This window comes from Rhodococcus sp. P-2 (assembly GCF_016598535.1).
Taxonomy (GTDB): Bacteria; Actinomycetota; Actinomycetes; order Mycobacteriales; family Mycobacteriaceae; genus Rhodococcus_F; species Rhodococcus_F baikonurensis.
In genome coordinates, this window is the sequence record NZ_CP066779.1 from 5,726,907 (window position 1) to 5,751,640 (window position 24,734).

The following is a 24,734-nucleotide window of genomic DNA, read 5'->3' on the forward strand; positions in this document are numbered from 1 at the left end:
GGAATTACACGCTGTCAGAGAACTCGGCCGCCGCGGAGGTAGAGCTGCGCTGAACGCTGAGGTCAGAGATCCCGCGCCGAGTGTCGCAGCGGCGAGGACGCCAATGTGCCTGCCGCGATGGCGAACACGATGGTGACGCCGATCAGGGTGGGGCCTTCGCCGATCGCGCCGACCAACAGGCCTGCTGTCACGGCACCGAGGGCGGCCATGGTGCGGTTGACGGAACGCCGGGCGGCATTCACGCGCCCGAGAAGCTCATCCGGAGTGAGCGCTTGCCAATAGCCCATCTCGTTCGCGTTCTCCGCGCCTGCCGCCAAGCCCTGCAGGCCAAGAGCTGCGAAAAGCAGGAGATGGCCAACAAGTGTGTCGGTCGCGAAGGTAACGAGAAGCCAGGTGAGGGGATACAGCGAGCGGGCGAGGATGACCGTTCGTCCTGGTCCGATGCGCGTGCCGATCGCATGTGCACTGGACGCTCCGAGGAGGCTTGCGACACCGAACGTCGTCAGAAGCAGGCCGTATGTGTAGGCGCTGAACCCGAGTGAGCGGAGGGCGAAGAGAGACAGCACAGTCAACGCGGCTCCGTTGGCGAGGAACCACACGTGTGTCGATATTGCGAGCGGGTTGAGAGTGCGGTGGCGGTAGGTGAATCTCAGACCCTCACGCATTTCGTTCATCAGGTTGCGGGAGCGAGAAGCGGGTCGCGGCTCGTCTACGTCGAGACCGGAATTGAGTGCGGCATCAGCGAAATAGCTGATTGCGTCGACGGCAATCACCACGGGAGCGCCGAGCAGGCCTACGAGTGCGCCTCCGACCGTTGGCCCCAATGTCGTTGCTGCTGCGTCGGCTTGGTCGAGTCGAGCGTTTGCTTTCACCAGTTGGCTGCGTGGAACCAGTCGGGGTAACAAGGACTGCATCGCAGCGAAGCCGAACACCGAGAAGGAGCCGAACAACAGCAACACGATGACCAGGACCCAGATGTGCAGAAGGCCGGCGAGCCACAGAAGCGGAACAGTGCCGAGTGCTACCGCTCGACCGACGCTGGCCCACACTAGGATTGGCTTTCGTCGCCACCGATCGACGTAAACCCCCACGAACAACCCGAGCACCGCATAAGGAATCAACTGAGCCGCGTTCACCATACCGACTTCGAAGGGCGTCGCGTCCAGAAGCTGCACTACCAAAATGGGCATCGCCACAGCTGTCACCGACGAGCCCGCCGAACTGATCACCGCGGCCGTGAGGAAGCGGCGAAATGATGAACGATTGACGGCCGGAGAAACCTCACTCATCGCTTCTACTCACGATGCCGCCACATGTCCGACTCCGCAGGTCCGTCTCATGAAGGGGACTGTAGTCGAGCACGCTCGATATTCGAGGGAAGGCATCACCATGATCGAAACAGCTTCTTTCACAAGCTTTGTCGTGATACCCCGCGCCGGAGAACACGGCGGGTACGAGAACGAGTGCTTCACCCATTACGTCCAAGGCAACGGCGGCCGCTGCTGCCTGCGAGGACCGATGGTCCAGTCGGACGCGGAATGGCTCGCGAACAAGATGAATACACAGTGGGCGGACCAACCAAGAAGGCCCGCAACGTATTCGGTCTGGGCCTCACTGCTGTACTCCTACACCGGGCAGGACGCTCCGGCACCTTCATCAGAACCGGCTTAGCACCCTTGGTGTATCGGTACGCCCACTGACCGCCCTCCAACATCACCGCCTGCCTGGCCCTCGTCCGGGACCGGGCTCCACGCTGCAGTCTCATCCGGTTCTGCGCTCTCGCTCAACTCGGTATTGTCTCAACTTCCGAAAACCGGCCGAATCCAGTACAAACCCGCGCACAGTAGAAGGCGCGAGTGCCGCCACCGGAAAGCCAGTGCCGCCGATGCTCGCCCCACTTGGGCATCCACCAACGGGGGCGCGCTGGCATATTGACTGAACTAGCGGATCGAATCATTGCAGGTCGGGGTCGTGCTGATGCTTTCCTCAGTATGTGCAGCGAGACGCACCGGGAGGATTTTGCAAGGCTCGTCGTTCCCGACGTGGGGCGGCTGATTTCGGCCGGTTCCGAAGCAGAGCCGTATCGGTTGCTCGATGCGTCAGGCGAGGTAATCGGCACAGAGACCCTATTTTTCGAGGAACTTTAAGCGTGTGATCGGTCGTCGTGGTCGGCGACGATCCGATCGTACGGGCATGACTTGTTGCGGTGGTGGAGTTTTCTCGCAGCAGTCGACGTGGGAGGGGAGAGCGACTCCCACGGAGAGCCGTGATTTTGCGCGTTGGATGAAGATTGCGGATAAACCCAGGCGTGAACGCTGGCGGAGCGTGGCGAAAGAGTCTCCGGCACAACACCTGTAGGGGGAACGCGGTCTCGAGTGGTCAACGAGGTCACCGGCAAACCGCTCTTACCTGCATCTTCGGGGTCAACACCTTGTCGCAACAGGAGAACCACCAAACTCCGCTGGCGTGAAAGGATGCTATTCATGCCCGCTCTCGTCGGTCCCGATTCCTCGCCGAATATGTTGAGCTGCCGCAACCAACCCGTCTTGTCGGGTCCCAAGATTCTCCTGCGACCGTGGGTCGACAGCGACGCCAGTTCCGTAGTCGATGCGTACTCCGACCCTGACATCCAGCGGTGGAACATGCGCGCTATGAACGACATCGACGAAGCCCGAAGTTGGATCCGATCATGGCGGACACAATGGTCGGCCGACAGCGACGCAGGCTGGGCCATCACCACCGACCGAGGGGACGTCGCCGGATCTGTCTCACTACGAACCGTGCATTCACCATCGTCGAGCGCACAGATCTCGTACTGGCTTCGGCCGGCAATGCGAGGCTCAGGCCTTGCCGCCCAAGCGGTCGAGACAGTGAGCGCGTGGGCTTTCGCCACCGCAAATTTTCAGCGGTTGTGGTTGACACACTCGGTACATAATCAAGCCTCCTGCGCAGTCGCCCACCACGCTCACTTCCAGCAGGAAGGCACGTTGCGGAGGTACATGCTGCACGCAGACGGATGGCACGACGTGCACCTGCACGCCAGAATCGCCTGAATAGCCCCAGCTATGACCAACTCACCCGAACGAGACAATCCCTGGGACACCGGAGACCCTGCTGTCAGATTCGACCTTCGACAGCAAGCCTTCGGCCTGCACAGGCACCAGCAATCTTCCATGCAGTACGACGAACACCATCAGCCCAATACTTCAGAAAATGCGCAAAGATGCAGTCCACATTGGTATCAACGCCGCGAACCCCCCCAGGCGTTTGTCTCAGAATCTCACCATGCCCGAATTTTGTCTCGTATTTTCGGCGATGGCAGCAATCACCCGGCTGAAATCGATGCAGAGGACGTGGGGAACTTGCGGTTCGTGTCGGCGTGTTGATCCAAATCGGGCCCGGGTTCGACGCAGTCGGCCACTGGGTTCGAGTTTCCTACTGCCCGCATCGGTCCTCACAGTGAAAAATACGCGAGGCAATTTCGCGTTTTCGTCTATCGGAACCATGCCGACAATGCGGTGGCAAGACCGTCCTCGGTGCCTGGTGGGCAGATCTGGTCGGCTGCGGCAAGCACGGAAGCGGGTGCGTGACCCATGGCCACGCCGTGAGCTGCCCAGTCCAGCATTTCCAGGTCGTTGATGCCGTCACCGACGGCTAGGGTCCGTGTTGCGGCGACGCCGAGGTCGATGCGCAGCCTTTCCAGCATCGCAGCCTTGCTTACGCCGGCTGCGGTCAAGTCGGCCAGTGGTTCGTCTCCGTAGCACAGGCTTCGAATGCCGGGGAGGTCGAGAGCAGACAAGATTTCGGTCAGCTCCTGCCCACTGCGTCCAGGCCAGTGGATCGCAAGTCGAGTGGTCGGCGTGGTTGCAAGTTCGTCGACATCGACCAGCTCGACCTCGCCGTGGTGCATATCCGCGTCGTCGACACGGCCGGTTGCTCTGACCCCGATGCCCGGGTTCTCGGCTACGAAGATCGCGCCGGGCAGTTGTTCGCGTAGTACCGCGATGGGAGTGCGTAAATCGAAGACCACTTGCTCCGCGATTTTCCCGGTTGCGGCATCGATCAGCACGGCCCCGTTGGAACAGATCGCGAACCCTGTCATGATGTCGAGCTCGAGTAGGAACGGTCGTGTGGCGGGGGCGAGTCTGCCGGTGCACAGCACGACGTGGGCTCCGGATCGAACAGCGGCCCGCACAGCCGATCTCACTGCGATGCTGATCGTTTCGTGCGCGAGTGGATTCGTGTCCTCCGCGACGTGCAGGGTGCCGTCAATGTCGAGGGCAATCATCATCGGGTGGCCGGATTCGAAAACCAAGGGTCATCCTTCGATAGTGTCAACTCGACAAAATTCATCGGTAGACCGTGTGTAGGTCGGTTCGGGTGCAACATACTCGAATCGGTATTCGTCGCCCAAACAGAACCAGTGTCCGCCACGTCATCGGCACCGTCCACACACTCGGCGGGCGCGGCATCGCATTCCGCTCCCTCACAGAAGGATTCGACACCACCGAGGAGGGACGGTGGTTCCTGAGCTGCGGTCACCGGATCACGCGAGGCCGCCCGCGGCCATTAAATGCCCGAATCAGAAATGTCAGACCTGGTTAGTGAACTCCCCACAAGGTGAGGCGGGTTTCTCGGACACGCTGTCGATTCGACAACTGTTGAAATCGATTTCGCTCCGGAACTGTTTTCTGTCGGCGGACGAGGGTTGGCTTGGTGATCTGCTCTCATTTCTCAGTCGCATAAGGGAACATGTCTCATCCTCCGGTGCCTCAGAAACAGCCTTGGTCTCAACAGTTCACGGCCGATTCTGAGACTGACAGCGAAATCCGAGACCGCAGTCGGCGAACCAAAGAGGGCTTTCCACTCCGGTTGAAGGGTCCCTGGCTGGTATGCCTCGTATGGCCCACGAGATGGCCTGCAAAAAAGGTTTCCGGCGGATTGAGCCGCTACTGTGCAAAGAGTCGGAAACGGTCGTCGCGAATGGCGGCTGCCACTCGTTGGGCACTCTGTTCTACCTCGTCGCCCGACGTGTCCAGTACATGATCGTCGAGCTCGCCGAGGTCGGAGAACTGATCCCACATCGAGAGGATTGGCCCCTCGTCGATCAAGGCGCTTGGTGCGGTTCGGGCTTGAGCTCGCTTCAGCGTGATGTCGCGCTGCGGCCGGAGCACGATGTAGTGGACCGCCAAGTTCGGCTGCTGCGTCGCGTGAGTTCGGAAGTGAGGGAGCATCCACGGCCCGATGATTCCGTCGATCACCGTGGTGAAGTCGCCGCGCGCATAGGTATAGGCGGCGCCAGCGACCACATCCATGACAGTCTGGTTCTGCGCATCGGAGGTGGGATCGTACGGAGGTATCGCGCCCGAAACAATGCAGTGCCAGAAGTCGTCCGTGTGCAGATGAACGCCTTTGCTGTAACCGCGGGCAAGTTTCGCGGCGAGGGTCGACTTCCCTGCCCCTGGTGGGCCGGTCAGAATGATCACTTGTGCGCTCACGCACCACAACCTATCCCTATCTCGACGGCTGAAGCACCCGATTTTCCCGGCGTAGGTCCAGTATTCTCACCGAACGACGCAGCGACGTCGTGCGTAGCTTCGCCGCCGTCGTGCTCGCGGTTTGGTCGCAATGCACGCGGATCGTGCGTTCTCGTGCGGGTAGTGCAATGCACGGCTGGGCGGAGAGTTTCGTGGTTGTCGACGCCGTCGATGGCGGCGTCGAAGTCCCCTATGGCATCTCCGATGGAGATACATCCAACCCCGGGTCAGCTTCGCCGGAAAGTCGAGTATGGTCCGGTCATGGGCCGACTCACAGAACTACTCAAGTCCGTAAGATCACTCGGATCACGCAAGGACACCGCCGCCAAGCAGGAAAAACGCGCACTGGATCGGTGGGAAAACGAAGGCGGCCCTGTCGCAGAGGATCCACGACAACGCTGACCCCGGACGAGTGCCAGCGCGCCTGGACGGATCAACCCAGCCAGAATTGGCCGCAAACTTCCTGATCGGCGCCGGCAGCGCAGACCTCGACGCACACGGAAGTGCAACAGACGTTTTCGACGGCTGAGTTCGGTCGCACTACGTCGTGGGCAGTGACGAATCCCCGTGGTGACCAGTGGCTATGACGACCACCTGAACAACAGCGTCTTCAGGCATCTCGGGGTAGTAGTTGACCCGGAGTTGTCTTGCGAAATTCGTCATGTCGGTGCCGGGTGGCTGGCGAGCTGCTAGCGGCGACAGATGAGCGAGATCGTACGTTTCTACAGCGGTGACCTGTCCTGCAAGGGGGCGGGCGGTCGGGTGATTATCGAAGATGAAAATTGCCGGCCCTTCGTGTATGTCTTCGCGCCAGCGGACGGTGGAAACTTTCGCGCCAGAAACCACTGCCGTGTAATGCTTCTGATCAAAGTGCACGGTTTGAGCAGGCGCGCCGGTCGTCATGTTCGCATTGTCCACTAAGCGTCTGCTCCGGACCATAGATCGAACGAAGAATCGCGTTCAACCACTCCCCGCCCGGTAAGCCCGTCCTGCTCCCAACTGCTTGTCACTGATATTCGCCGACTTCCGAGGCTGCAGATGTTCACCGGATGCGTTCTCGCAGGATGCTCGAACCTCGTGGCCGAGGTCGGTTGTGCCCGAAGCAATCAACAATGCTGGCCGTGCGATCAACTCCGCATCTGTACCCGCGTGAGCGGTCAAGGGGAGTGCCGTGTCAACCGACGTGGACGTGGGGCCGTCGGGACTGATCGGGTTCGGCGCGCCGTAGAACCTCACGGGTCACCGGAGCCGTCTCACCCTCACCGATGAAGAGGAATCGGAGTAGGTACATGATCGGATTTCCCTCCGTCCACTCGAAGTAGACGTCGGGAATCACGCCGGTGATGTCCCTCGTCCGCAGGAGAACCGCCGCAATGGTGTTGGGGACGGCAGGGCTGTCGACCCAGAGAATCCGGTGCTCGCCGCGCTGTCGTCCGTGGACGAGGAGGTCGGTGCTGAATTCGGAGGAGTCCGTGACGTTGACTTCGATGAAGATGATCGACTCCGCCTCCGGGATGTTGCTTTCGGCGCGCTGCTGCGATTCCTTCTGCCGATACTCGTCCTCGTCGAGACGATCGACGTCGTGCGCCACCATCGCGAGGTAACCCTTCTCGGCTGCCTCGGCGATGAATTGCAGCGCCGTCTCGTCGAATTCGACGGAGGTTGCCCGTAGCTCGAAGGCTCGCGAGATCCGGGAAAGAAAGGACACCACCATGATCGCGGCGATGAAGAACGACGCCACTTTCACACCGTCCGGGCGTTCGAAGATGTTCGCGATGGTCGTGTAGACGAACAGAACCGCGACAAAACTGAACCCTACGAACAGTTTTCGCTGTCCGTGCTTGCGAGCAGACAGTGCAACGGCGACGGTCGCCGACGAGATGAGCACAAGGACACCGGTTGCGTACGCGGAACTCTGAGCGTCGACACCGGCGTCGAAGTAGATCGTGACAGTGATGGCGATGACGCTGAACACGAGGACCAGCGGACGCACGGCGCGGGCCCACGACGGCGCCATGCCGTAGCGGGGCAGATACCTCGGAACGAGATTGAGCAACCCTGCCATTGCCGACGCACCGGCAAACCAGAGGATCAGGATCGTGCTGAGATCGTAGACAGTTCCGAAGATCTCACCCAGATAGTCGTGCGCGAGGAAGGCAAGCGCGCGACCGTTGGCAGCGCCTCCGGGCTGGAACTCGTTCTCCGGGATCAGGATGGTGGTGACCAGGCTCGACGTCAGCAGGAATCCACTCATGATCAGCGCCGCCGTGGTGAGCAGGCGCCGTGCGCCTTTGATGCGGCCGCGTGGATTCTGTTCGGTGTCGTGCGGCTCGCCCTTGATCTGCGGCATGACCGCGACGCCGGTTTCGAAGCCGGACAGGCCGAGCGCCAACTTCGGGAAGACGATCAGCGCTATCAGGATCATCATCGCCGGGTTTCCGTGCTCGGTGGTCATGGCGCGCGTCCAGTCGGTGACCAACGACGGCGCAGTCGCGATGTGCCACAAACCCACGGAGATGACCACCACGTTCAAGGCGAGGTAGACGGCGACCAATCCGACCGCGATACCGATGGCTTCGGTGAAGCCGCGGAGGAATACCGCAGCGAGGAGCGCAAGCAAAACCAGGGTGACGGCGACGGTGTGACCGGAGAGAAAGGTTGGTGCAAAAGGATTCTCGACGAGGTGCGCCGTGGCGTCGGCAGCCGAGAGCGTCATGGTGATGAGGAAATCGGTGGCCGCGAAGCCGAGAAGCACGAGAACGAAGATCTTGCCGCGCCACTTGGGGAGCAGCTTCTCGAGCATGGCGATCGAACCCTCGCCGTGCGGACTCTCGCGGGCCACTCGCCGGTAGACCGGGAGCGCACCGAACAGCGTCAGCAGGATCAATACGACTGTCGCGACGGGAGCCAACGTGCCGGCCGCCAGCGCCGCGATACCGGGTTGGTAGCCGAGAGTGGAGAAGTAATCGACACCGGTCAGGCACATCACCTTCCACCACGGGTGGCGCTTCTCCTTCTTCGGCGCCATCCGGTGTGGCCCCAGATGTCCGGCGGGTTCCTCGGTGATGTCCGCGAGCAGCCAGGCCTCGGTGCGTTGTTTCACAGACGGAACCGGGTTTTCAGCCGGGACCTCGTTGTCGGCTGCGGTCACCACGGCGTCACGGCTTCAGATACACATCGTTGAGTGTGACTGTCCGCAGGTTCCGGCTCCGGATGATGTCCACCAGTTGCGGATACACGTGGGTCACGGGCAGATAGTTGAGGTGTCCGATCACTATGGCCCGCGGATTGAAGTACTGGTTCGCCATTTGGAGGATGTACTCCTCGGTGATCAACGAAGAATCCGACAGTGACCCGAACCAGAGGGTGGGCACGGTGTAGCCGACGCTTGCGGCCACGGAATCGACTGTCGCGTTGTGCCTTCCGTACGGCGGTCGAAAGTACGGCGCCGCGTCCACACCGTAGGTGTTGCGCAGGAACGTTCCGTTCTTCGTCAGCTCGTCGGCGATCTGCTGCTTCGACACGGACGTCAGATCCGGGTGCGAGTAGGTGTGATTGCCGAGCTGAATTTGTCCGCTCTCGACCAGCGGTCTCAGAAGTCCGGCGTTTTCGGTCCACGAGTTGTATTGCCCGTTGACGAAGTACGTCAAACGGATACCGGTGTCTTTTGCGAACTGTGTGTAGAGGCGCACGACTTCGGAGCTGGCCCCGTCGTCAACCGTCAGGGCGAGCAGATCTCCGCCACCTGGCAGGGCGGTCAACGAACCGCCACCGGGCAGCGGCACCCGGGCAGACGGCGGTGGAGGCGGCAACAAGGCGGGCGGCAGATCGGGGACAGGCGCGGGGTCCGCTGGTTCGTCGGCTGCGGCGACCGCCGTCCCGACCGAACGTGACGAACAAGCGGTTCCCATGGTCACCGCGGCGGTTCCGGTCAGGGTTGCTGCTGCGAGGGCACTGAGGAAGCGTCGGCGGTCCACAGGGCGGAGCCTAGAGCAGATTTGCCCAATTCGGACTTCATTCTCAGCGTTCTTTCAGCGAATGACCAGCTGTGTCCGGTATCGACAGGTTCTACTCAGGAACGGTGGATAGCGTGTCGGCCGTGGAACCGCGACCTCGACACTCGGCAAGCAGGCACAGGCGTAGGCGTCAACCGCAGCGGTCGACGCTCTCGGTGGGGCGCAAGCTGGCGGCCGCCTCCTTGTCGACGACGATTCTGGTGGGCGTCGGAATCGGGTGGTACGTGCAGTCGGATCTCACGTCGGGGCTGTATCGATCGGACGCGCTCTCCGCTCTCGGTGACGACGCCGGCAGTTCACCAGGCGGGGATACCAACATCTTGTTGATCGGGCTCGACAGTCGTAAAGCGATGGACGGCAGCGATCTGCCGGCAGAGTTCGTCACCGACAAGTTGCATGCGGGGGACAGCGACGTGGGTGGGTACAACACGAACACGCTTATCCTGCTCCATGTTCCGGGCGACGGCGGCAAGGCCAGTGCGGTGGCGATCCCACGCGACGATTACGTCGCGGTGCCCGGCTACGGAATGGCCAAGATCAAGGAAGCCTACGGAATGGCGAAGGCTGACGCGGACGCCAAACTCGTAGCGGACGGTGTGACGGATCCTGCTGCGCGAGAACAGCAAGCACGGGAAGTCGGAAGGCGCTCGACATTGACCACCGTGCAAAATCTGCTCAAGGTTCCGATCGATCACTTTGCCGAAGTGAACCTGATGGGCTTCTACGACGTCGTCTCGGCTATCGGCCCCGTTCAGGTGTGCCTCAACAATCCGGTGCAGGACGACTTCTCGGGTGCCAACTTCCCGGCCGGGATCCAGACTCTCGATGCGTCACAGGCACTTTCGTTTGTCCGTCAACGCCACGGTCTCGACAACGGGGACTTGGATCGCACCCATCGGCAGCAGGCATTCATCAGTGCGGTGATTGCCAACCTGAAGGGCTCCGGCGTCATCGGCAACATTCCGAAGATGACGGCACTCGCCGACGTGGTGAAGAAGGACGTGGTGATCGATTCCGCCATGGATCCCGTCCGATTCGCTTCTCAGGCAAGCGCTCTCGCGGGTGGGAACATCGACTTCTACACCCTTCCGATCGAGGGATACGAGACCGTCGACGGCCAGGACGTCAACACGGTCGATCCGGCGCGTCTGCGTAGTGAAGTGTCGAGGATCTTCGCGGGAGGCGACTCTGCGTCTGCACCTGCGATGGACACCGCGATCTCGACCGGGAACGAAGTTGTGGACATCCGCAACGGAACCGCGACGGACGGGTTGGGTGCCGCGTTGGCGTCGGAGATGAAAGCGTCGGGAGTCGAAGTCGGCGAGGTGAGCACCGCACCTCCGACGGCAAAGTCGGTGGTCAGCTATGGGGTCGGCGCCAAAGCCGTCGCAGAGGCGCTGGCCGAGCAGTTGGGTGTGGTCGCGGTGTCGAACGAGCAGGCAGCGGCCGAATCAGTGTCTGTACTGATCGGCGAGGACAATGCGCAGACCGTGTTCTCGACTGCTCCGGTGCAACCCGGTCCGTCGGTATCGGCCGGGACCGTTCCCGACACGGGAGCGCAGGGATCACCCATCCGAGCCGACGCGAATGGCGGCATCCCCTGTGTGGACTAACTCTCAGGTAATTCGCACGAAACTCACGCTGACTTCTTCGGTCTGCGGGTCTACATTGGAGAAGTCGAACTCGGTCGGGTACTTCACCTTTGGGGTACCTGACTGAGATTGCGTAGTTGAAAGGATCACCGACATGGCTACAACAGCAGCGGTACAGAATCCGACACGCTCACGTGCCAGGACCATGTCCTTGTCCGAGTACGTGGCCGAGCATCCGGCGCAGCGCGTTTTCCCGCCCACGAGTGAGCGGGCGGCCAGGATGGCGATGCTCATCATGTTCGCCCTGATGGCCGTCACCCTCGTCGTACTGGTACTCGACGAGGCAGGAATTTTCGGATGAAGGCAGCGGTCTTCGGCTGAGCCCGACCTTTAGTTACTCTTGAGTAATGACTGAACAGAAGAGCTGGAATGCGTTCACCGTCGAGCGCGAAGACAACATCGCCCAGGTGACGCTGATCGGGCCGAGCAAGGGCAACGCGATGGGGCCGGATTTCTGGAGTGAACTCCCCGAAATCTTCGCCGACCTCGACGCCGATCCCGAGGTGCGTGCAATCGTCATCGCCGGTTCCGGCAAGCACTTCTCGTTCGGCCTGGACCTGCCGGCGATGAGCGGTGAATTCGGTGCCGTCCTCGCGGACAAGGCTCAGGCAGGCCCGCGCACCAAGTTCCACGCCATGATCAAGCGCATGCAGTCGGGCATCAATGCCGTCGCAGACTGCCGCAAGCCCGTCGTCGCAGCTGTGCAGGGCTGGTGCATCGGCGGCGGCGTCGACCTCATCACGGCAGCAGACATCCGCTACGCGAGTGCCGACGCCAAGTTCAGCATCCGCGAGGTCAAGGTCGCGATCGTCGCGGACATGGGCAGCCTCGCGCGTCTGCCCGCGATCATCGGCGACGGACACCTGCGTGAATTGGCTCTGACCGGCAAGGACATCGACGCAGCGCGCGCGGAGAAGATCGGTCTCGTCAACGACGTGTTCGAAGACGCCGACGCAGTACTGGCCGCGGCGCGCGCGACCGCCAAGGAGATTGCTCTCAACCCGCCGCTCGTGGTCCACGGCATCAAGGACGTGCTCGATCACACCCGCAGCGCGGGCGTGAACGACAGCCTTCGCTACGTCGCGGCCTGGAACGCGGCGTTCCTGCCTTCGCAGGATCTGACCGAGGCCATCACCGCCGTCTTCCAGAAGCGCCCGCCGGTCTTCCAGGGTGAGTAGGAACTGCAAGGGCGAGTAAAAACAGCACAAAAAATCCCCGCACATCTTCCGATGTGCGGGGATTTCTGCAAGGCCTGAGAACTCGAGCTCAGTGACCGCCGTCGGCAGCGAGACGCTTGATCGAAGCCTCGATCTCGGCCTCTGCCTCGGCGCGGCCGACCCAGTTGGCTGCCTCGACGTGCTTGTTCGGCTCGAGGTCCTTGTAGTGGACGAAGAAGTGCTTGATCGCGTCGAGCTCGAACTGTGAGATGTCACCCAGATCCTGGATGTGATCCCAGCGGGGGTCGCCGGCCGGAACGCAGAGGACCTTGTCGTCTCCGCCGGCCTCGTCGACCATCTTGAACATCGCGACTGCGCGAGCCTCGACGATGACGCCGGGGAAGACCGACTCGGGGAGCAGGACCATGGCGTCGAGCGGATCGCCGTCCTCACCCAGGGTGTTTTCGATGAAGCCGTAGTCGGCCGGGTAGCCGAAAGCTGTGTAGAGGTAGCGATCGAGTTTGACGCGACCGGTTACGTGGTCGACCTCGTACTTGTTGCGCTGACCCTTGGGGATCTCGATGGTGACGTCGAACTCCACGCCGATTCCTCGCTGTCGTGTCGGTAATGATTCGTCGGAAGGATATCGGGTCAAGGATAAGGTTGCCTGACCACCCAGTAGGCAGAGCACAGACGGAGGGGCGTTGGCGGGCCAAGGAAAGAAGAAGATCGGCTCGTTGGAAGAGAGTCGACGGCGTAACTTCCGCATCCTTCTGGCGGTCGGTGCAGTTGTTGTACTGGCCGTCGCCGGAGTTGTCGTCGTGAAACTCGGTACGTCGAACGACACTGCCGGCAGTGCGACCGTGACTACGTCGCCGCAGCCTGCGCTCGTGACGCCGTCACCTCAGGTGGTGCCCGTCCCGACGGACGCACCGATCCCCAGCGCGTCGGGAATCGCTGCGGCGATCGGCCCGGCCGTGGCCAACCCGGATCTGGGGAAGTTCACCGGAGTCGTGGCTGACGCATTGACCGGCAACGTTCTGTGGAGCGCAGACCCGTCGACGCCGATGACGCCTGCGTCCACGACGAAGGTGCTCACCGCATCGGCGGCATTGCTGAAGTTGCCGCTCGACCACAGGCTGTCCACGACGGTGGTGCCCGGATCGAGCCCCGGCCAGATCGTTCTGGTCGGCGGCGGGGACCCGACGCTGACGGCGACGCCGAAGGGGCAGAGCGGGTACTACGCCAACGCCGCTCACATCGCGGATCTCGTCGACCAGATCAAGGCTGCCGGTACGCCGGTGACCAGCGTCGTCGTGGACTCGAGTTTGTTCAAGGGGGACAACATGGCCACCGGCTGGTTCCCCGCTGACATTGCCGCGGGCTACATCACTCCGATCGAATCGGTGATGATCGAAGGCGGTCGGTACGACGGCACTCAAGACGAGTCGCCCCGTTCGGAGACTCCCGCGTTGGACGCGGGCAAGGTCCTCGCTCAGGCACTCGGCGTCGATCCCGCCAACGTGAGTCTCGGCGCGGCGCCTGCCGGTGCCAAGCCGATCGCCACTGTGCAGTCGGCGCCGCTGAGCGACCGGCTGCTGCAGATGATGGAACATTCCGACAACGTGCTCGCCGAGACCATCGGGCGTGAGGTCGCGATTGCCTCCGGAATCGAAGCCTCGTTCACCGGAGCCGTCGACGCGACCGGTAAGACCTTGCAGGCGGCCGGGTTCGACTACACCGGAGTTTCGCTGCACGATTCCAGCGGACTGTCCGTCGACGATCTCATTCCCGCTCAGGTACTCGATCGCGTCATGACGGCTGCGGCCGGTGACGGTGATCCGAAGCTTCGTCCGCTGCTGGACTACCTTCCGGTGGCCGGCGGAACGGGAAGTTTGTCCGACCGCTACGCGTCCGGAAACCGAACCGGTGCGGGTTGGGTACGCGCCAAGACGGGAACTCTCTCGACGGCCAGCGCGTTGTCAGGATTCGTGGTCGATCAGAACGGGCGAGTGCTCACCTTCGCACTGATGTCCAATGACCGGCCGCCAGAAGTGAGCCGTCCTGCCCTGGACGCGATTGCCGGAGCATTGAGGAATTGCGGGTGCCAATAGTGGCCGAAAAGACTCCACACGATGATGAATCCTCGGCTCCGCTCGGTGGTGCCGTCGACTGGAGTCTTGCCGCCAAAGCCGGGATAAAACTGGCGCGCGGCGGCCCCGCGATGTCTCGCTACACGGCCGAAACGGCAACCGCAGAACTCGCCGAAGCGTCCAAGCGTGCAGAACTGCCGGTTCGTGAGGTGACCGGTTTGGCCGACGGCCTACCGGTCCCGGCCGCTGACGTGCTCGACCGGGCCGGGTGGATCACGGCGGCCTCGCGGTCGATGGCGCATCTCACCGGCGCCGACCCCGACGGCAGTGGCAATCTCATCGTCGGAAAGCCGGCGGGCTTGCAGGCCGGAGCAATGCTGGCGTACCTGTCTTCGGCGATCCTCGGGCAGTACGACCCGTTCACCGGCGAGCACGGCACGCTGCTCCTGGTCACACCGAACATCGTCTCCGTCGAACGGTCCCTTCGGCTGAATCCGAGTGACTTTCGGTTGTGGGTCTGCCTGCACGAGGTCACTCACCGGGTCCAGTTCTCTTCCTCGCCGTGGCTCGCGGAGTACATGAAGGAATCCGTCGAAACGCTCGGAGCGACGGTGGACGAGTCGATGACCGACGTCGTCGGGCGCCTCGCCGCCGAGCTGCGTTCGCGGAAGGAACCCGACTCCAGTGACGGTGCGACGGCGGGCGGGATCATCGGCCTGCTGCGTGCCTCGCAGGCAGAACCCCAGCGTGACGCGCTGGATCGGATGCTCGTGCTCGGCACCCTCCTCGAAGGGCATGCCGACCACGTGATGGACGCCGTCGGCCCTGCCGTGGTGCCGTCGGTGGCCACTATCCGCGCAGCCTTCGACAAGCGTCGGCAGCGCAAGTCCAACCCCGTGCAGCGGATCATCAAGATGCTGCTCGGCATGGACGCCAAGATGGCGCAGTACGTACGCGGCAAGGCCTTCGTCGACGCGGTGGTCCTCAAGGTCGGCATGGAGCAGTTCAACACCATCTGGGCCGGGCCCGAGACCTTGCCGTTGCTCGACGAGATCGACAATCCCGACGCGTGGGTAAAGCGCGTTCTCGGCTAGATGCTGCTGCCTGAGACGCCTGCCCTACTCGCGTTGCGACAGGCTGTGCGGGCGTGGACGGTCGCATACGAGCCACGACGCCGTGTGGTCGTCGCCCTGTCCGGGGGAGCCGATTCGTTGGCGCTGACCGCAGCAGCCGTGGCGGAAACCGATTCTGTCGACGCGTTGATCGTGGACCATCGACTACAAGACGGCTCCGATGCCGTCGCACGCTCGGCCGCGGATCAGGCGCTGGCGCTGGGTTGCCGGACCGCGACGGTGCTGACCGTCGACGTAGCCGATGGTGGGAGTCTCGAGGCCGCAGCGCGTGAGGCTCGGTACAACGCCCTGCGCGACGCCAGGACTGACCTCCCGGTTCTACTCGGACACACGCTCGACGATCAAGCAGAGACCGTCCTTCTCGGACTATCCCGCGGGTCCGGTGGGCGATCGATTCAGGGTATGGCGGCATTCGACGCCCCCTGGGGACGGCCGCTGCTCGGCATCCGTCGATCGGTGACCAGGGCGGCCTGCGTCGACCTGGGAATCACGCCGTGGGAGGACCCGCACAACGACAATCCCGAGTTCACTCGTGTCCGTCTGCGGCACGAGGCGTTGCCGCTACTCGAAGAAATTCTCGGTGGGGGAGTTCCCGAGGCGTTGGCCCGAACCGCGACGCAGTTACGTGAGGACGGCGAGGCGCTCGACGAGTACGCCGAGGCCCTACTCCTACGGGTTGTCGTCGACGGAGAAGTGGAAGTGGACACACTTGCCGAAGCCCCCACCGCAATCCGTCGACGCGCTCTACGGGCCTGGTTACTGCAAGGCGGCGCAAAAGCATTGACCGACAAACAATTACGCGCGGTCGACGCTCTGGTGATCGACTGGCGGGGGCAAGGCGGCGTCGCGATCGGGGGCGGAACACCGGAGGCGAGGTTGGTGGCGGCCCGGCGACGTGGCAGGCTGATCCTCGGATTCGAAGACCGACGAAGGGTTTGACGCGTGTACGAGGGCGACATCGCATCGGTACTGATCTCCGAAGAACAGATCCGTGCTCGAACGGCGGAACTGGCTGAGGACATCGCCAAGCGTTACCCGACAGGCGCCCCCGAAGGGGATCTCCTGCTGATCGGCGTCCTCAAAGGTGCGGTCTTCTTCATGACCGACTTCGCCCGCGCCCTGCCGATCCCGTCGCAGATGGAATTCATGGCCGTCAGCTCTTACGGATCCTCGACCTCGTCTTCGGGCGTCGTCCGCATCCTCAAGGACCTCGACAAGGACATCGCCGGTCGCCACGTGCTGATCGTCGAGGACATCATCGACTCCGGTCTGACGCTGTCGTGGTTGATGCGCAACCTCAAGACTCGTAACCCCGCTTCGCTCGAGGTCGTCACCTTGCTCCGCAAGCCTGACGCGGTCAAGATCGACGTCGACGTCCGGGACGTGGGCTTCGACATCCCCAACGAGTTCGTCGTCGGTTACGGCCTCGACTACGCCGAGCGGTACCGCGATCTGCCGTACATCGGCACCCTGGACCCCGAGGTCTACGGCGGCTGAGCCTGCTCGCCGGTAACACCACTGACTCGTGCACCGATAGCGTCGCTGTCGCCTTCGACCGTGGAGGCAACTTGGACGAGCACGGAGGTATCGGGCCTGATGGGTCTCATGGACGGGTTGATCGGTAACGCTGGAAAAATCGATCCCGCTGCGGCGCACCACGAATACGCACGTCTGCTCGGCCACGGCGAGCAGGTTCATGCGGCGTATCAGTTGGTTCGCGACGCATTTCTGTTCACGAATCGGCGACTCTTGATGGTCGACAAGCAGGGGCTGACGGGCCGCAAGATCGAGTACCACAGTGTGCCGTACCGGTCGATCACCCACTTCGCGGTCGAGACAGCCGGAACCTTCGATCTCGACGCCGAGCTGAAGATCTGGATCTCGGGGAACGCGACACCGATCCAGAAACAGTTCACCAAGCAGGTCGACATCTACGAAGTCCAGGCGATCCTGTCGCATTTCGTCGTGTCCTGACGGACAGCTGAGCGCCCTCGCCGCGACGTACTGTCGGTCCCATATGAAACCGTTGGGTCGGTTGGGATCGACGAGGCGAGGGAGTTCTGGTGACAACTGCCAACAGAGAAGCGGAAAGATCGCTCGACGAGGTCGTCTGGGACGCGATCGACGGAGACACGAATCTGCCTGATGCGGCGAAGTATCTCGTTCTTGCAGCACTCGAGGGTGATGATGCACTCAGCAAGCAGATCGGCGGTGCGGAACAGCTGAGAACCCGACCCGAAACCGCCGGCGGCCCAGACGAAGAACCAGTTGGGGCATTCCTTACATCCATTTCGGTCGCCGGCTTCCGCGGCATCGGGCCGAAAGCCGTTCTCGATCTGCATCCTGCGCCCGGCATCACCATCGTCAGTGGGCGCAACGGGTCGGGTAAGTCGAGTTTTGCCGAAGCTCTTGAATTTGCAGTCACCAGCTCGAGCTACCGGTGGAAAAACAAGGCGAAACTATGGGCTGACAGCTGGCGAAACTTACACAGCCCGGATCCATGCGAGGTGCGTGTCGGGCTGACCGTCGAGGGTTCCCAACCGACCGTCGTCGGCGTCGACTGGCCGATCGGTGCCACGTTGCACGACAACGAAGCGTGGACCCAGACGGGCAAGCAGAAGCGCACTGTCGGCACCGACGAACTCGGATGGAAGTCCGCCGTCGAGCTGCATCGGCCGATCTTGTCTTACGACGAGATCGGAGGGCTGGTGGAGGACAGCCCGTCGACGCTGTACGACGCACTTGCAAAGCTGTTGGGACTGGACGAGATCGCCGACGCTGAGAAGCGGCTCATCGCCGCGCTGAAGGCTGCCAAGATTCCGCGTCAGCGCGCGAATGAAGATCTGCGTCAACTCAAGGAAATCGTCGCTGAATCAGCAGACGAGCGTGCACAATCCGCCGTCACTCAGTTGAAGAAGCGGACTCACGATCTCGACGAAGTGCTTGCGCTCGCGACAGGCTCCGGCTCGGCTGTTGCTCCCACCTTGTCTGGTCTGCGCAGGTGCGCGACTCTGGCGGGCCCGCAGAAGTCGGCGATCGAGGTGGTTGTCGCCGATCTCCGGGTTGCGGTCGCCGACACCGTCGAGCACGCCGGCGATGCTTTGTCCGTAGTGGAACAGCGCAGCGATATCCTCGACAGAGCTATTCAATTGCACAGTGGCACAGGCATAATCGAATGCCCGGTATGCGCGGAGGGGGTGCTGGATGACGCCTGGGCTGCCCAATCCCGAACGCGCCTCGCGGAACAGAACAGCAAGCTGGGTAAGTATCGGCAGTCTCGGCGCGATCTTGACAACGCATGTCGGGCGGCAAAGGAATTGCTGAACGAGCTGGTACGGCTGGAATCGGTCGACGGCCAGGAATTGGAGTCGTTGACCCGGTACCGAGATTCAGTGGTCGCTGCCCAAGGTGTGCCGACCGGAGTAACCGAACTCGCCGAGCACATCGAGAAGACCTTGCCTGCGGTGATCGACGCTGCGAACGCCGTGCGCGAAGAGGCGTCGCTCGCAATCGCTGAGCAGGAAGACACATGGGCTCCGATCGCGGGTCGTTTGATGACGTGGGTCAACCTAGAGCGTGACGCACGTTTGAGTGATGACACCGTCAAAGTCCTGGATGCGGCGAAGAAGTGGGTAGCCGCCCACGCGGCAGAACTGCGGAATCAGAGACTCGAGCCGATCGCGGAGCAGGCGCGCGAGATTTGGTCGGAGCTCAGGCAGGAAAGCAACGTCGACATCGGGTCGATCAGCCTGGAAGGCAGCAATACTCGACGCAGGGCGGTGCTGAAAGGGTCGGTGGACGGAGTGCCGACCGAAGCATTGGCGGTGATGAGTCAGGGGGAGTTGCACGCTTTGGCGCTTGCACTGTTCATTCCGCGTGCGACCACACCGAACAGTCCGTTCCGCTTCATCGTTCTCGATGATCCGATTCAGGCGATGGACCCGGCCAAGATCGACGGGTTCATCCGAGTGCTGTCGAAGTTGTCGGAGACACGGCAGGTCATCGTGTTCTCCCACGACGACCGATTGGCCACCGCGATACGGCAACTTGCGGTGAATGCGCGACTGGTCGAGGTTGCACGTGAGACCGGATCGCAGGTCTGTGTCGCAGAGACACTGAACCAGGCGACTCGCTATGTGGACGACGTCCGCGCGCTGGTGCTCGACGAGAACGTTCCCGACGAGGTCAAGCGCCGAGTGGCACCAGGTTTGTTCCGGTTGGCATTGGAATCCGCGGCGCAACAAGTGTATTACGCGAAGCAGCACAAGGCGGGCGAGAGTCGGGTCGACACCGAGAACCGGTGGACGTCGGTGAAAAAGACGCGAGCCAAGATCGCGCTCGCGGTGTACGGCGATGCCGAGAAGCCTTTGTCACAGTGGCAAATTCTGCGAGAAGGGCGCAAAGCGACGCTCAACATTGCTAACGCCGGCTCGCATGTCGGGGCCGACATGTCGATCACGAGGAGCGAAGTGAATGACCTCAGGAAGACGGTCGACGGGATCCTCGCGGAATGACAACACAGATGCCGCCGGCTGTCGTGCTGCGAAATGCGGAGCTACTGCTCGATGGAAGTGTCGGTGCTGCTGGAAGTTCGGCACGGTTGGCTGCATTTCTGGCCAGGCAGGCATTGGAGGAACTGGTAGCCGAACGGTGCATCGCGCTGAATGCCGAAGCGCCGCAAGCAAGCATGCGCTCGCGATTGGTGATACTGCGTTCCCTCGACACACCGGCACGTGCCGACGCCGCAGCAATGGCATGGAACAGATTGAGCAACGTCTGTCACCACCATGCCTACGAACTTGCGCCGACCGTCGCCGAGGTGCGGCATTTGTGTGGAGTTGTTGCCGTCCTGTTGGAGAGTGGCTGACTCCAAGCTAGTTCACTGAAATCGACGAGGAGGGTGGCGAGTTCCGCGCCCACCTCTAGCTTGCCGCACTCGCTATCGCGCTCAAGAAACGTGTGATCGTCCTTCAAGCCGTGGAGCACGCTCAGATGGACGAGGCCAACCCATTCGAGAGCTTTACTCGCGCGTTGAAGAGCGATCAGTAGCGAGTCTCGAAGTTGGAGTCGGGGATCGCGTCACTGCTCATGGGACTGTCCGAGTTGAGGCTTGACCGATCACACGGTGTTCGTGATTTCGTGTTCAAGTCGAGTGAGGTCGACAAGATGCTGCGGACCGCATACCTGTTGCGGGAGTTGGGAGATGGGGTCGCCATGTCGGACAACGAATCCGACGTGGCGATCGAGATCGTAAGACGGCGTGATGGATCGGTTGTCGTATTTCCCGCTCTCGCCGCCTAGTCCGACCGACCCGTACTGCAAATGAGCCTGTAACAGCCGCTGGGTTCGTCGGTGGCTGTTACAGGTCCAACTTCAGAGCGTCAGCAGTTTCTTCTGCACCTTGCCCATGGCGTTGCGCGGCAAGCTGTCGACCAGACAAACCTGGCGAGGACGCTTGTGGATCGACAGCGATTCGGCGACGAAGTCCGAAACCACTGCGCAGTCGGCTACTTCCCCGACGATGAAGGCGACTATGCGCTGTCCGAGGTCGTCGTCCGGCACACCGACGACGGCGGCTTCGCGAACCCCCGGGTACGCCAGAAGCGCCTGTTCCACCTCGCCTGCACCGATGCGGTATCCACCGGACTTGATCATGTCGACAGACTCGCGTCCGACGATGCGGTGGAATCCGCTGTCGTCGATCACTGCGATGTCCCCGGTGCGGAACCAGCCGTCCTCGGTCATGGATTCCGCTGTCTTCGAGGGGTTCCCGAGGTACTCGTCGAAGAGCACGGCTCCCGAAACTTCCAGTTGCCCAAGCTGCTCACCGTCGTGCGCCGACAGTTCACCGTTCTCGCCGCGCAACCTCGTTCTGACTCCGGGAACAGCGTGGCCGACCCAGCCTGGGCGACGTTCGCCGTCGTGCGTCGTGCTGACGGTGATGAGAGTTTCACTCATTCCGTAGCGCTCGACGGGTGCCAACCCGGTCAGCGATTTCATCCGCTCGAACAACGGAACCGGAAGTGGCGCGCTGCCGGACACGAGCAGACGCGCGGATCGCAATGCTGCTGCCGCCGAGGGATCTCCGCACACTCGTGACCAGACGGTCGGAACACCGAAATACAGCGAGCCACCCGCTGCGGCGTACGACTCCGGGGTCGGTCTGACAGTGTGAATCAGCGGTGAACCGACGCGTAAGGCACCCAACACGCCGAGAATCAACCCGTGGACGTGGAAGAGGGGCAGTCCGTGGACGAGTGTGTCCTCCGGAGTCCAATTCCACACGTGGGCAAGTGCGTCGAGATCCGCTGCGATCGCTGCTCGCGAGAGGACGACGCCTTTTGGCGCTCCGGTGGTTCCCGAGGTGTACATGATCAGTGCAGTAGCTGCCGCGCTCCGTTCGGGATAGGACGTCGCGGATCGCGTGTGAATATCGATGGGAATCAACGGGATACTCGAATCCGTCGGCCCTTCTCCGAGTATCAGTTCGGCCTTGGAATCGGCGATGATGTGCTGACGTTCGAGCGGGCCGGAGTCCGGCGGGATCGGGACCACGGCAACACCGGCGATCAGCGCGCCGGTCACAGCAACGACCGTCTCGAGGCCGGCGGTGGCCTGTACTGCCACTCGCTGTGCGCCGTGGATTCGATCGGCGACCGCGGTGGCGGCGGCCAACAGGTCGGCGCGAGAGAGGGTTGCGCCTTCGCCGAAACTGGCCGCCGCTCCGTGATCGTCGAAGATGTGGGGGTCGAGGGAGCGCAAAAGTGTGGATTCGCTGTTCATTGTGAGTTTCCTTTCTTTGAAAGAAGTTTCAGACGGACCAGGGAACAACGAACAGCAGCCAGGCGAGGATCGGCGTCACGACCATGATCGTCATGCCCCACCGCATCGTCAGCCCGAACACCACGTCGCGTTCTTCCGGAGCGGCGTTCGCCACCACCAGTGCGCCGTTGGTCGAGAACGGACTGCAATCGACCAGAGACGAGGAGATCGCCAGCGCGATGACCAGACCGGTTGCATTGACCTGACCGGTCATGAGGAAGGGAATTGCCAAGGGGATGAGTGCTCCGAGGATTCCCGTTGTGGACGCAAACGCCGAGACGATCGCGCCGATCAGACAGATCAAGAAGGCCGCGAGGAGCGGAATGCCTACGTGCGCTACCGAATCCCCGAGCCACTGGACGGTGTTCTGGTTCTGCAGTAGGGCCACGTACGTGACGATTCCGCCGATGAGGAGCACGGTGCCCCAGCTGATCTTGTCGACGGCTCCGCGGGCGGAGGCCGGGAAGATCAGGGTGAGAAGTACCGCGACGGTCAGTGCGGTGAATCCGACGTCGAGGTCGAAGACCAAGGCGCCGAGGGCAAGTGACGCCAGTCCGAGCAGGGTGAGTCGTCGCTCGAGATTGAGTGCTCCCTCGTGCGGAGCGGTCCCACCCGAGGACCTGCCGCCACCCTTCGAGCTGTCGCCGGAACCCGAACCGGTGATGGTGTCGCCACCGCCCGACGCGTTTCCGACTGCGCTGACGAGCACGCGTTCCGAGGCGCCGCGCGCGATCAGTGCGCGACCGCCGAACGAGACGTACGCGATGGCAGCGACAACGGCCGCGGCCGCGAAGGTCGAGACGAACAGTAAGGCCGGGCTCGACGGGAGACCGTTCTGGCGCATGACGTCGTTGGTGATCACGCCGAAGATTCCGATGGGGGAGAAGCTGCCCGCCGTTGCGCCCTGGACGACCATGAAGCCCATCAGCATGGGGTGGATCCGGTAGCGGGTGGCGAAGCCCATCGCCACGGGCGCGATGATGGCGACGGCAGCGGGACTGACCGCACCCATGGCGGTCACGGCCGCGCAAACAGCGAACATCGCCCACGGCACGAGGGCCACTCGTCCTCTGACCGCCCGCACTGCCGCGTGAATGATCCAGTCGACCGTGCCGTTGTTTCTGGCCAGCGCGAACAGGTAAGTGACACCGACCAGGATGACGAAGAGGCTGGCCGGGAAACCGTCGAGGATCTCGCTGGTATCGACGGTGAAGACCAGTGTTCCGACGACGAAGGCAGCCACCAGGGCAAGCGCACCCATGTTCACCGACCTCACGGTGGATATGACGAACACCAGGACAAGTACTGACAGGGCTATGACATTTGCCATCGAACTCTCAATCCGTTCGCGACCAGCTTGTGGTCTGCATCACTTGGAATTGGCCTAGCCTCTCTGCCACTGCGCCATTTGTCAAGTACACTCCGAGGCATGAATTCGACGTCATCGCCCGGCTCGCGCTCGGGCCTGCCCGGACGATTGAAGCGTCCGCGTCTGTACGAGCAGTTGGCCGAGCACATCTCGAATTTCATCGAGGCTCAAGGTCTTTCGCCCGGCGATCGGCTTCCTCCCGAACGCAGCCTGGCCGCCGAACTCGGCGTGAGTCGCGCGTCGCTGGCTCAAGCGCTCGTTGCCCTCGAGATTCGGGGAAGAGTCGAGATCCAGCACGGCAACGGTGCAGTGATTCGTGAAGCTCCGACGCCCGACGCGGGCCGCTCTGCGGACTCGGGAGTGCGGCTACAGGACCGAACCGTCGACGAACTGACTGCCGCCAGGGAGGCGATCATGGCCGGCCTGGCTCGGGCGGCGGCGTCGAATCCCAACGCTGCGCTGCGGGTCGCGATGCTGACCGACGACGGGACCGCGAGAAACTTCGCCGAGACGTGGCGCTGCATCCGCCACCTGGCCGGAGGTGGCTTACTGGCTGACCTCGACGACACCATCGCCCAGCAGGCGGACGTGCCCGAGTCCTCGGCTCGGCTGTCTGCGCGGCTCGATCAGCTCGCTCACCGCATCATCGACGGTGACCCGTCGGGTGCCGCTGATGCTGTTGCGGGAATCCTCTCCGACACGGCCTGACGAATAACGACGGACAAGCGTCGGAAAAGCGCACGATAACCACTGTGAGCGTGTTCGCTCACGGGAAACTGTGCTGCGACGTAGCCCGGGAACCTGATCGGCAATACGCACGTTGAACACAGTGACGACCGTTCCGACCAAGCGGCACGGCTGCTGGCGGGCATCGATGGGGCCGATCGCGGTAACCTGCAGGTGTCCGGTTGGCAGCCGGAAGGCGACCTGGCAGACCCGCACTCTCGAAAGGACC

The 24,734-nt window shown here is 62.4% G+C and carries 22 protein-coding genes; 13 read left to right on the forward strand and 9 right to left on the reverse strand.

What is annotated here, in order from left to right:
- Nucleotides 1–62 precede the first annotated feature (62 nt).
- Complete coding sequence (locus I7X09_RS26675) at nt 63–1,289, reverse strand: MFS transporter (RefSeq protein ID WP_200314498.1); 1,227 nt, start codon at nt 1,287–1,289, stop codon at nt 63–65.
- A gap of 1,194 nt (nt 1,290–2,483) precedes the next feature.
- Between I7X09_RS26675 and I7X09_RS26680 the strand changes: the two genes are divergently transcribed.
- Complete coding sequence (locus tag I7X09_RS26680; RefSeq protein ID WP_172436578.1) at nt 2,484–3,053, forward strand: GNAT family N-acetyltransferase; 570 nt, start codon at nt 2,484–2,486, stop codon at nt 3,051–3,053.
- A 440-nt stretch (nt 3,054–3,493) separates the two neighbouring features.
- Here I7X09_RS26680 and I7X09_RS26685 read toward each other — a convergent pair whose 3' ends face one another.
- From I7X09_RS26685 to I7X09_RS26705, 5 genes are all read right to left on the reverse strand, one after another.
- Nucleotides 3,494–4,315, reverse strand: a complete 822-nt coding sequence (locus I7X09_RS26685) for an HAD-IIB family hydrolase (protein WP_020968332.1) — start codon at nt 4,313–4,315, stop codon at nt 3,494–3,496.
- A gap of 634 nt (nt 4,316–4,949) precedes the next feature.
- A complete protein-coding gene (locus tag I7X09_RS26690; protein WP_020968333.1) occupies nt 4,950–5,498 on the reverse strand; it encodes an AAA family ATPase in 549 nt (182 codons plus the stop codon).
- 579 nt (nt 5,499–6,077) lie between these two features.
- Complete coding sequence (locus tag I7X09_RS26695; RefSeq protein ID WP_124568977.1) at nt 6,078–6,440, reverse strand: ASCH domain-containing protein; 363 nt, start codon at nt 6,438–6,440, stop codon at nt 6,078–6,080.
- A gap of 271 nt (nt 6,441–6,711) precedes the next feature.
- Nucleotides 6,712–8,691 (reverse strand): amino acid permease, encoded by a 1,980-nt coding sequence (locus I7X09_RS26700; RefSeq protein WP_200314500.1) that lies wholly within the window; start codon nt 8,689–8,691, stop codon nt 6,712–6,714.
- Nucleotides 8,692–8,695: 4 nt separating this feature from the next.
- A complete protein-coding gene (locus tag I7X09_RS26705) occupies nt 8,696–9,514 on the reverse strand; it encodes a polysaccharide deacetylase family protein (protein WP_200314502.1) in 819 nt (272 codons plus the stop codon).
- A gap of 122 nt (nt 9,515–9,636) precedes the next feature.
- On the opposite strand from I7X09_RS26705, the gene I7X09_RS26710 reads away from it, so the two are divergent.
- The 3 genes from I7X09_RS26710 to I7X09_RS26720 all read left to right on the forward strand — a co-directional run bounded on the left by I7X09_RS26710 (nt 9,637) and on the right by I7X09_RS26720 (nt 12,383).
- Nucleotides 9,637–11,166: an LCP family protein gene (locus I7X09_RS26710; protein ID WP_234036724.1), complete on the forward strand. Its 1,530-nt coding sequence runs from the start codon at nt 9,637–9,639 to the stop codon at nt 11,164–11,166.
- 133 nt (nt 11,167–11,299) lie between these two features.
- The gene (locus I7X09_RS26715; protein ID WP_124568973.1) at nt 11,300–11,506 is read left to right on the forward strand and encodes a hypothetical protein; all 207 of its coding nucleotides are present in this window, start codon (nt 11,300–11,302) and stop codon (nt 11,504–11,506) included.
- A 46-nt stretch (nt 11,507–11,552) separates the two neighbouring features.
- Entirely contained in the window at nt 11,553–12,383 is an 831-nt protein-coding gene (locus I7X09_RS26720; protein WP_200314504.1) for a crotonase/enoyl-CoA hydratase family protein, read from the forward strand.
- Between the two features lie 88 nt (nt 12,384–12,471).
- Here the strand turns inward: I7X09_RS26720 and I7X09_RS26725 are convergent, their stop codons facing one another.
- Nucleotides 12,472–12,963, reverse strand: a complete 492-nt coding sequence (locus tag I7X09_RS26725) for an inorganic diphosphatase (protein WP_020968339.1) — start codon at nt 12,961–12,963, stop codon at nt 12,472–12,474.
- Nucleotides 12,964–13,066: 103 nt separating this feature from the next.
- Here I7X09_RS26725 and dacB point away from each other — a divergent pair, with 103 nt between their 5' ends.
- The 8 genes from dacB (at nt 13,067) to I7X09_RS26765 (ending at nt 20,889) form a co-directional block, all read left to right on the forward strand.
- Complete coding sequence (gene dacB, locus I7X09_RS26730; protein WP_200314506.1) at nt 13,067–14,476, forward strand: D-alanyl-D-alanine carboxypeptidase/D-alanyl-D-alanine endopeptidase; 1,410 nt, start codon at nt 13,067–13,069, stop codon at nt 14,474–14,476.
- On the forward strand, nt 14,476–15,549 hold the full coding sequence (locus tag I7X09_RS26735; protein WP_095970821.1) for a zinc-dependent metalloprotease: 1,074 nt from the start codon (nt 14,476–14,478) through the stop codon (nt 15,547–15,549). The genes dacB and I7X09_RS26735 overlap by 1 nt, the downstream gene beginning before the upstream one ends.
- Nucleotides 15,550–16,527: a tRNA lysidine(34) synthetase TilS gene (gene tilS / locus I7X09_RS26740; protein ID WP_200314514.1), complete on the forward strand. Its 978-nt coding sequence runs from the start codon at nt 15,550–15,552 to the stop codon at nt 16,525–16,527. It abuts the gene before it with no gap.
- A gap of 3 nt (nt 16,528–16,530) precedes the next feature.
- Nucleotides 16,531–17,085, forward strand: coding sequence for a hypoxanthine phosphoribosyltransferase (gene hpt, locus I7X09_RS26745; protein ID WP_020906068.1), 555 nt, complete (start codon nt 16,531–16,533; stop codon nt 17,083–17,085).
- A 99-nt stretch (nt 17,086–17,184) separates the two neighbouring features.
- Entirely contained in the window at nt 17,185–17,562 is a 378-nt protein-coding gene (locus I7X09_RS26750) for a PH domain-containing protein (RefSeq protein WP_030534814.1), read from the forward strand.
- A gap of 89 nt (nt 17,563–17,651) precedes the next feature.
- Complete coding sequence (locus I7X09_RS26755) at nt 17,652–20,102, forward strand: AAA family ATPase (protein WP_200314516.1); 2,451 nt, start codon at nt 17,652–17,654, stop codon at nt 20,100–20,102.
- A complete protein-coding gene (locus I7X09_RS26760; RefSeq protein ID WP_234036725.1) occupies nt 20,099–20,455 on the forward strand; it encodes a hypothetical protein in 357 nt (118 codons plus the stop codon). The genes I7X09_RS26755 and I7X09_RS26760 overlap by 4 nt, the downstream gene beginning before the upstream one ends.
- Before the next feature lie 272 nt (nt 20,456–20,727).
- Entirely contained in the window at nt 20,728–20,889 is a 162-nt protein-coding gene (locus tag I7X09_RS26765) for a hypothetical protein (RefSeq protein ID WP_200314518.1), read from the forward strand.
- 72 nt (nt 20,890–20,961) lie between these two features.
- On the opposite strand, the gene I7X09_RS26770 is transcribed toward I7X09_RS26765, so the two are convergent.
- Both I7X09_RS26770 and I7X09_RS26775 read right to left on the reverse strand, forming a co-directional pair.
- A complete protein-coding gene (locus I7X09_RS26770) occupies nt 20,962–22,371 on the reverse strand; it encodes an acyl-CoA synthetase (RefSeq protein WP_200314520.1) in 1,410 nt (469 codons plus the stop codon).
- Nucleotides 22,372–22,399: 28 nt separating this feature from the next.
- On the reverse strand, nt 22,400–23,740 hold the full coding sequence (locus I7X09_RS26775) for an SLC13 family permease (RefSeq protein WP_095970826.1): 1,341 nt from the start codon (nt 23,738–23,740) through the stop codon (nt 22,400–22,402).
- 99 nt (nt 23,741–23,839) lie between these two features.
- On the opposite strand from I7X09_RS26775, the gene I7X09_RS26780 reads away from it, so the two are divergent.
- On the forward strand, nt 23,840–24,487 hold the full coding sequence (locus I7X09_RS26780; protein WP_200314522.1) for a FadR/GntR family transcriptional regulator: 648 nt from the start codon (nt 23,840–23,842) through the stop codon (nt 24,485–24,487).
- Nucleotides 24,488–24,734 lie beyond the last annotated feature (247 nt).

Coding starts and splice junctions, on each gene's coding strand:
- I7X09_RS26695 (WP_124568977.1), bottom strand. CDS start 6,440: ATGACGACCGGCGCGCCTGCTCAAACCGTGCACTTTGATCAGAAGCAT.
- I7X09_RS26675 (WP_200314498.1), bottom strand. CDS start 1,289: ATGAGTGAGGTTTCTCCGGCCGTCAATCGTTCATCATTTCGCCGCTTC.
- tilS (WP_200314514.1), top strand. CDS start 15,550: ATGCTGCTGCCTGAGACGCCTGCCCTACTCGCGTTGCGACAGGCTGTG.
- I7X09_RS26715 (WP_124568973.1), top strand. CDS start 11,300: ATGGCTACAACAGCAGCGGTACAGAATCCGACACGCTCACGTGCCAGG.
- I7X09_RS26750 (WP_030534814.1), top strand. CDS start 17,185: ATGGGTCTCATGGACGGGTTGATCGGTAACGCTGGAAAAATCGATCCC.
- I7X09_RS26760 (WP_234036725.1), top strand. CDS start 20,099: ATGACAACACAGATGCCGCCGGCTGTCGTGCTGCGAAATGCGGAGCTA.
- I7X09_RS26775 (WP_095970826.1), bottom strand. CDS start 23,740: ATGGCAAATGTCATAGCCCTGTCAGTACTTGTCCTGGTGTTCGTCATA.
- I7X09_RS26770 (WP_200314520.1), bottom strand. CDS start 22,371: ATGAACAGCGAATCCACACTTTTGCGCTCCCTCGACCCCCACATCTTC.
- I7X09_RS26680 (WP_172436578.1), top strand. CDS start 2,484: ATGCCCGCTCTCGTCGGTCCCGATTCCTCGCCGAATATGTTGAGCTGC.
- I7X09_RS26780 (WP_200314522.1), top strand. CDS start 23,840: ATGAATTCGACGTCATCGCCCGGCTCGCGCTCGGGCCTGCCCGGACGA.
- I7X09_RS26720 (WP_200314504.1), top strand. CDS start 11,553: ATGACTGAACAGAAGAGCTGGAATGCGTTCACCGTCGAGCGCGAAGAC.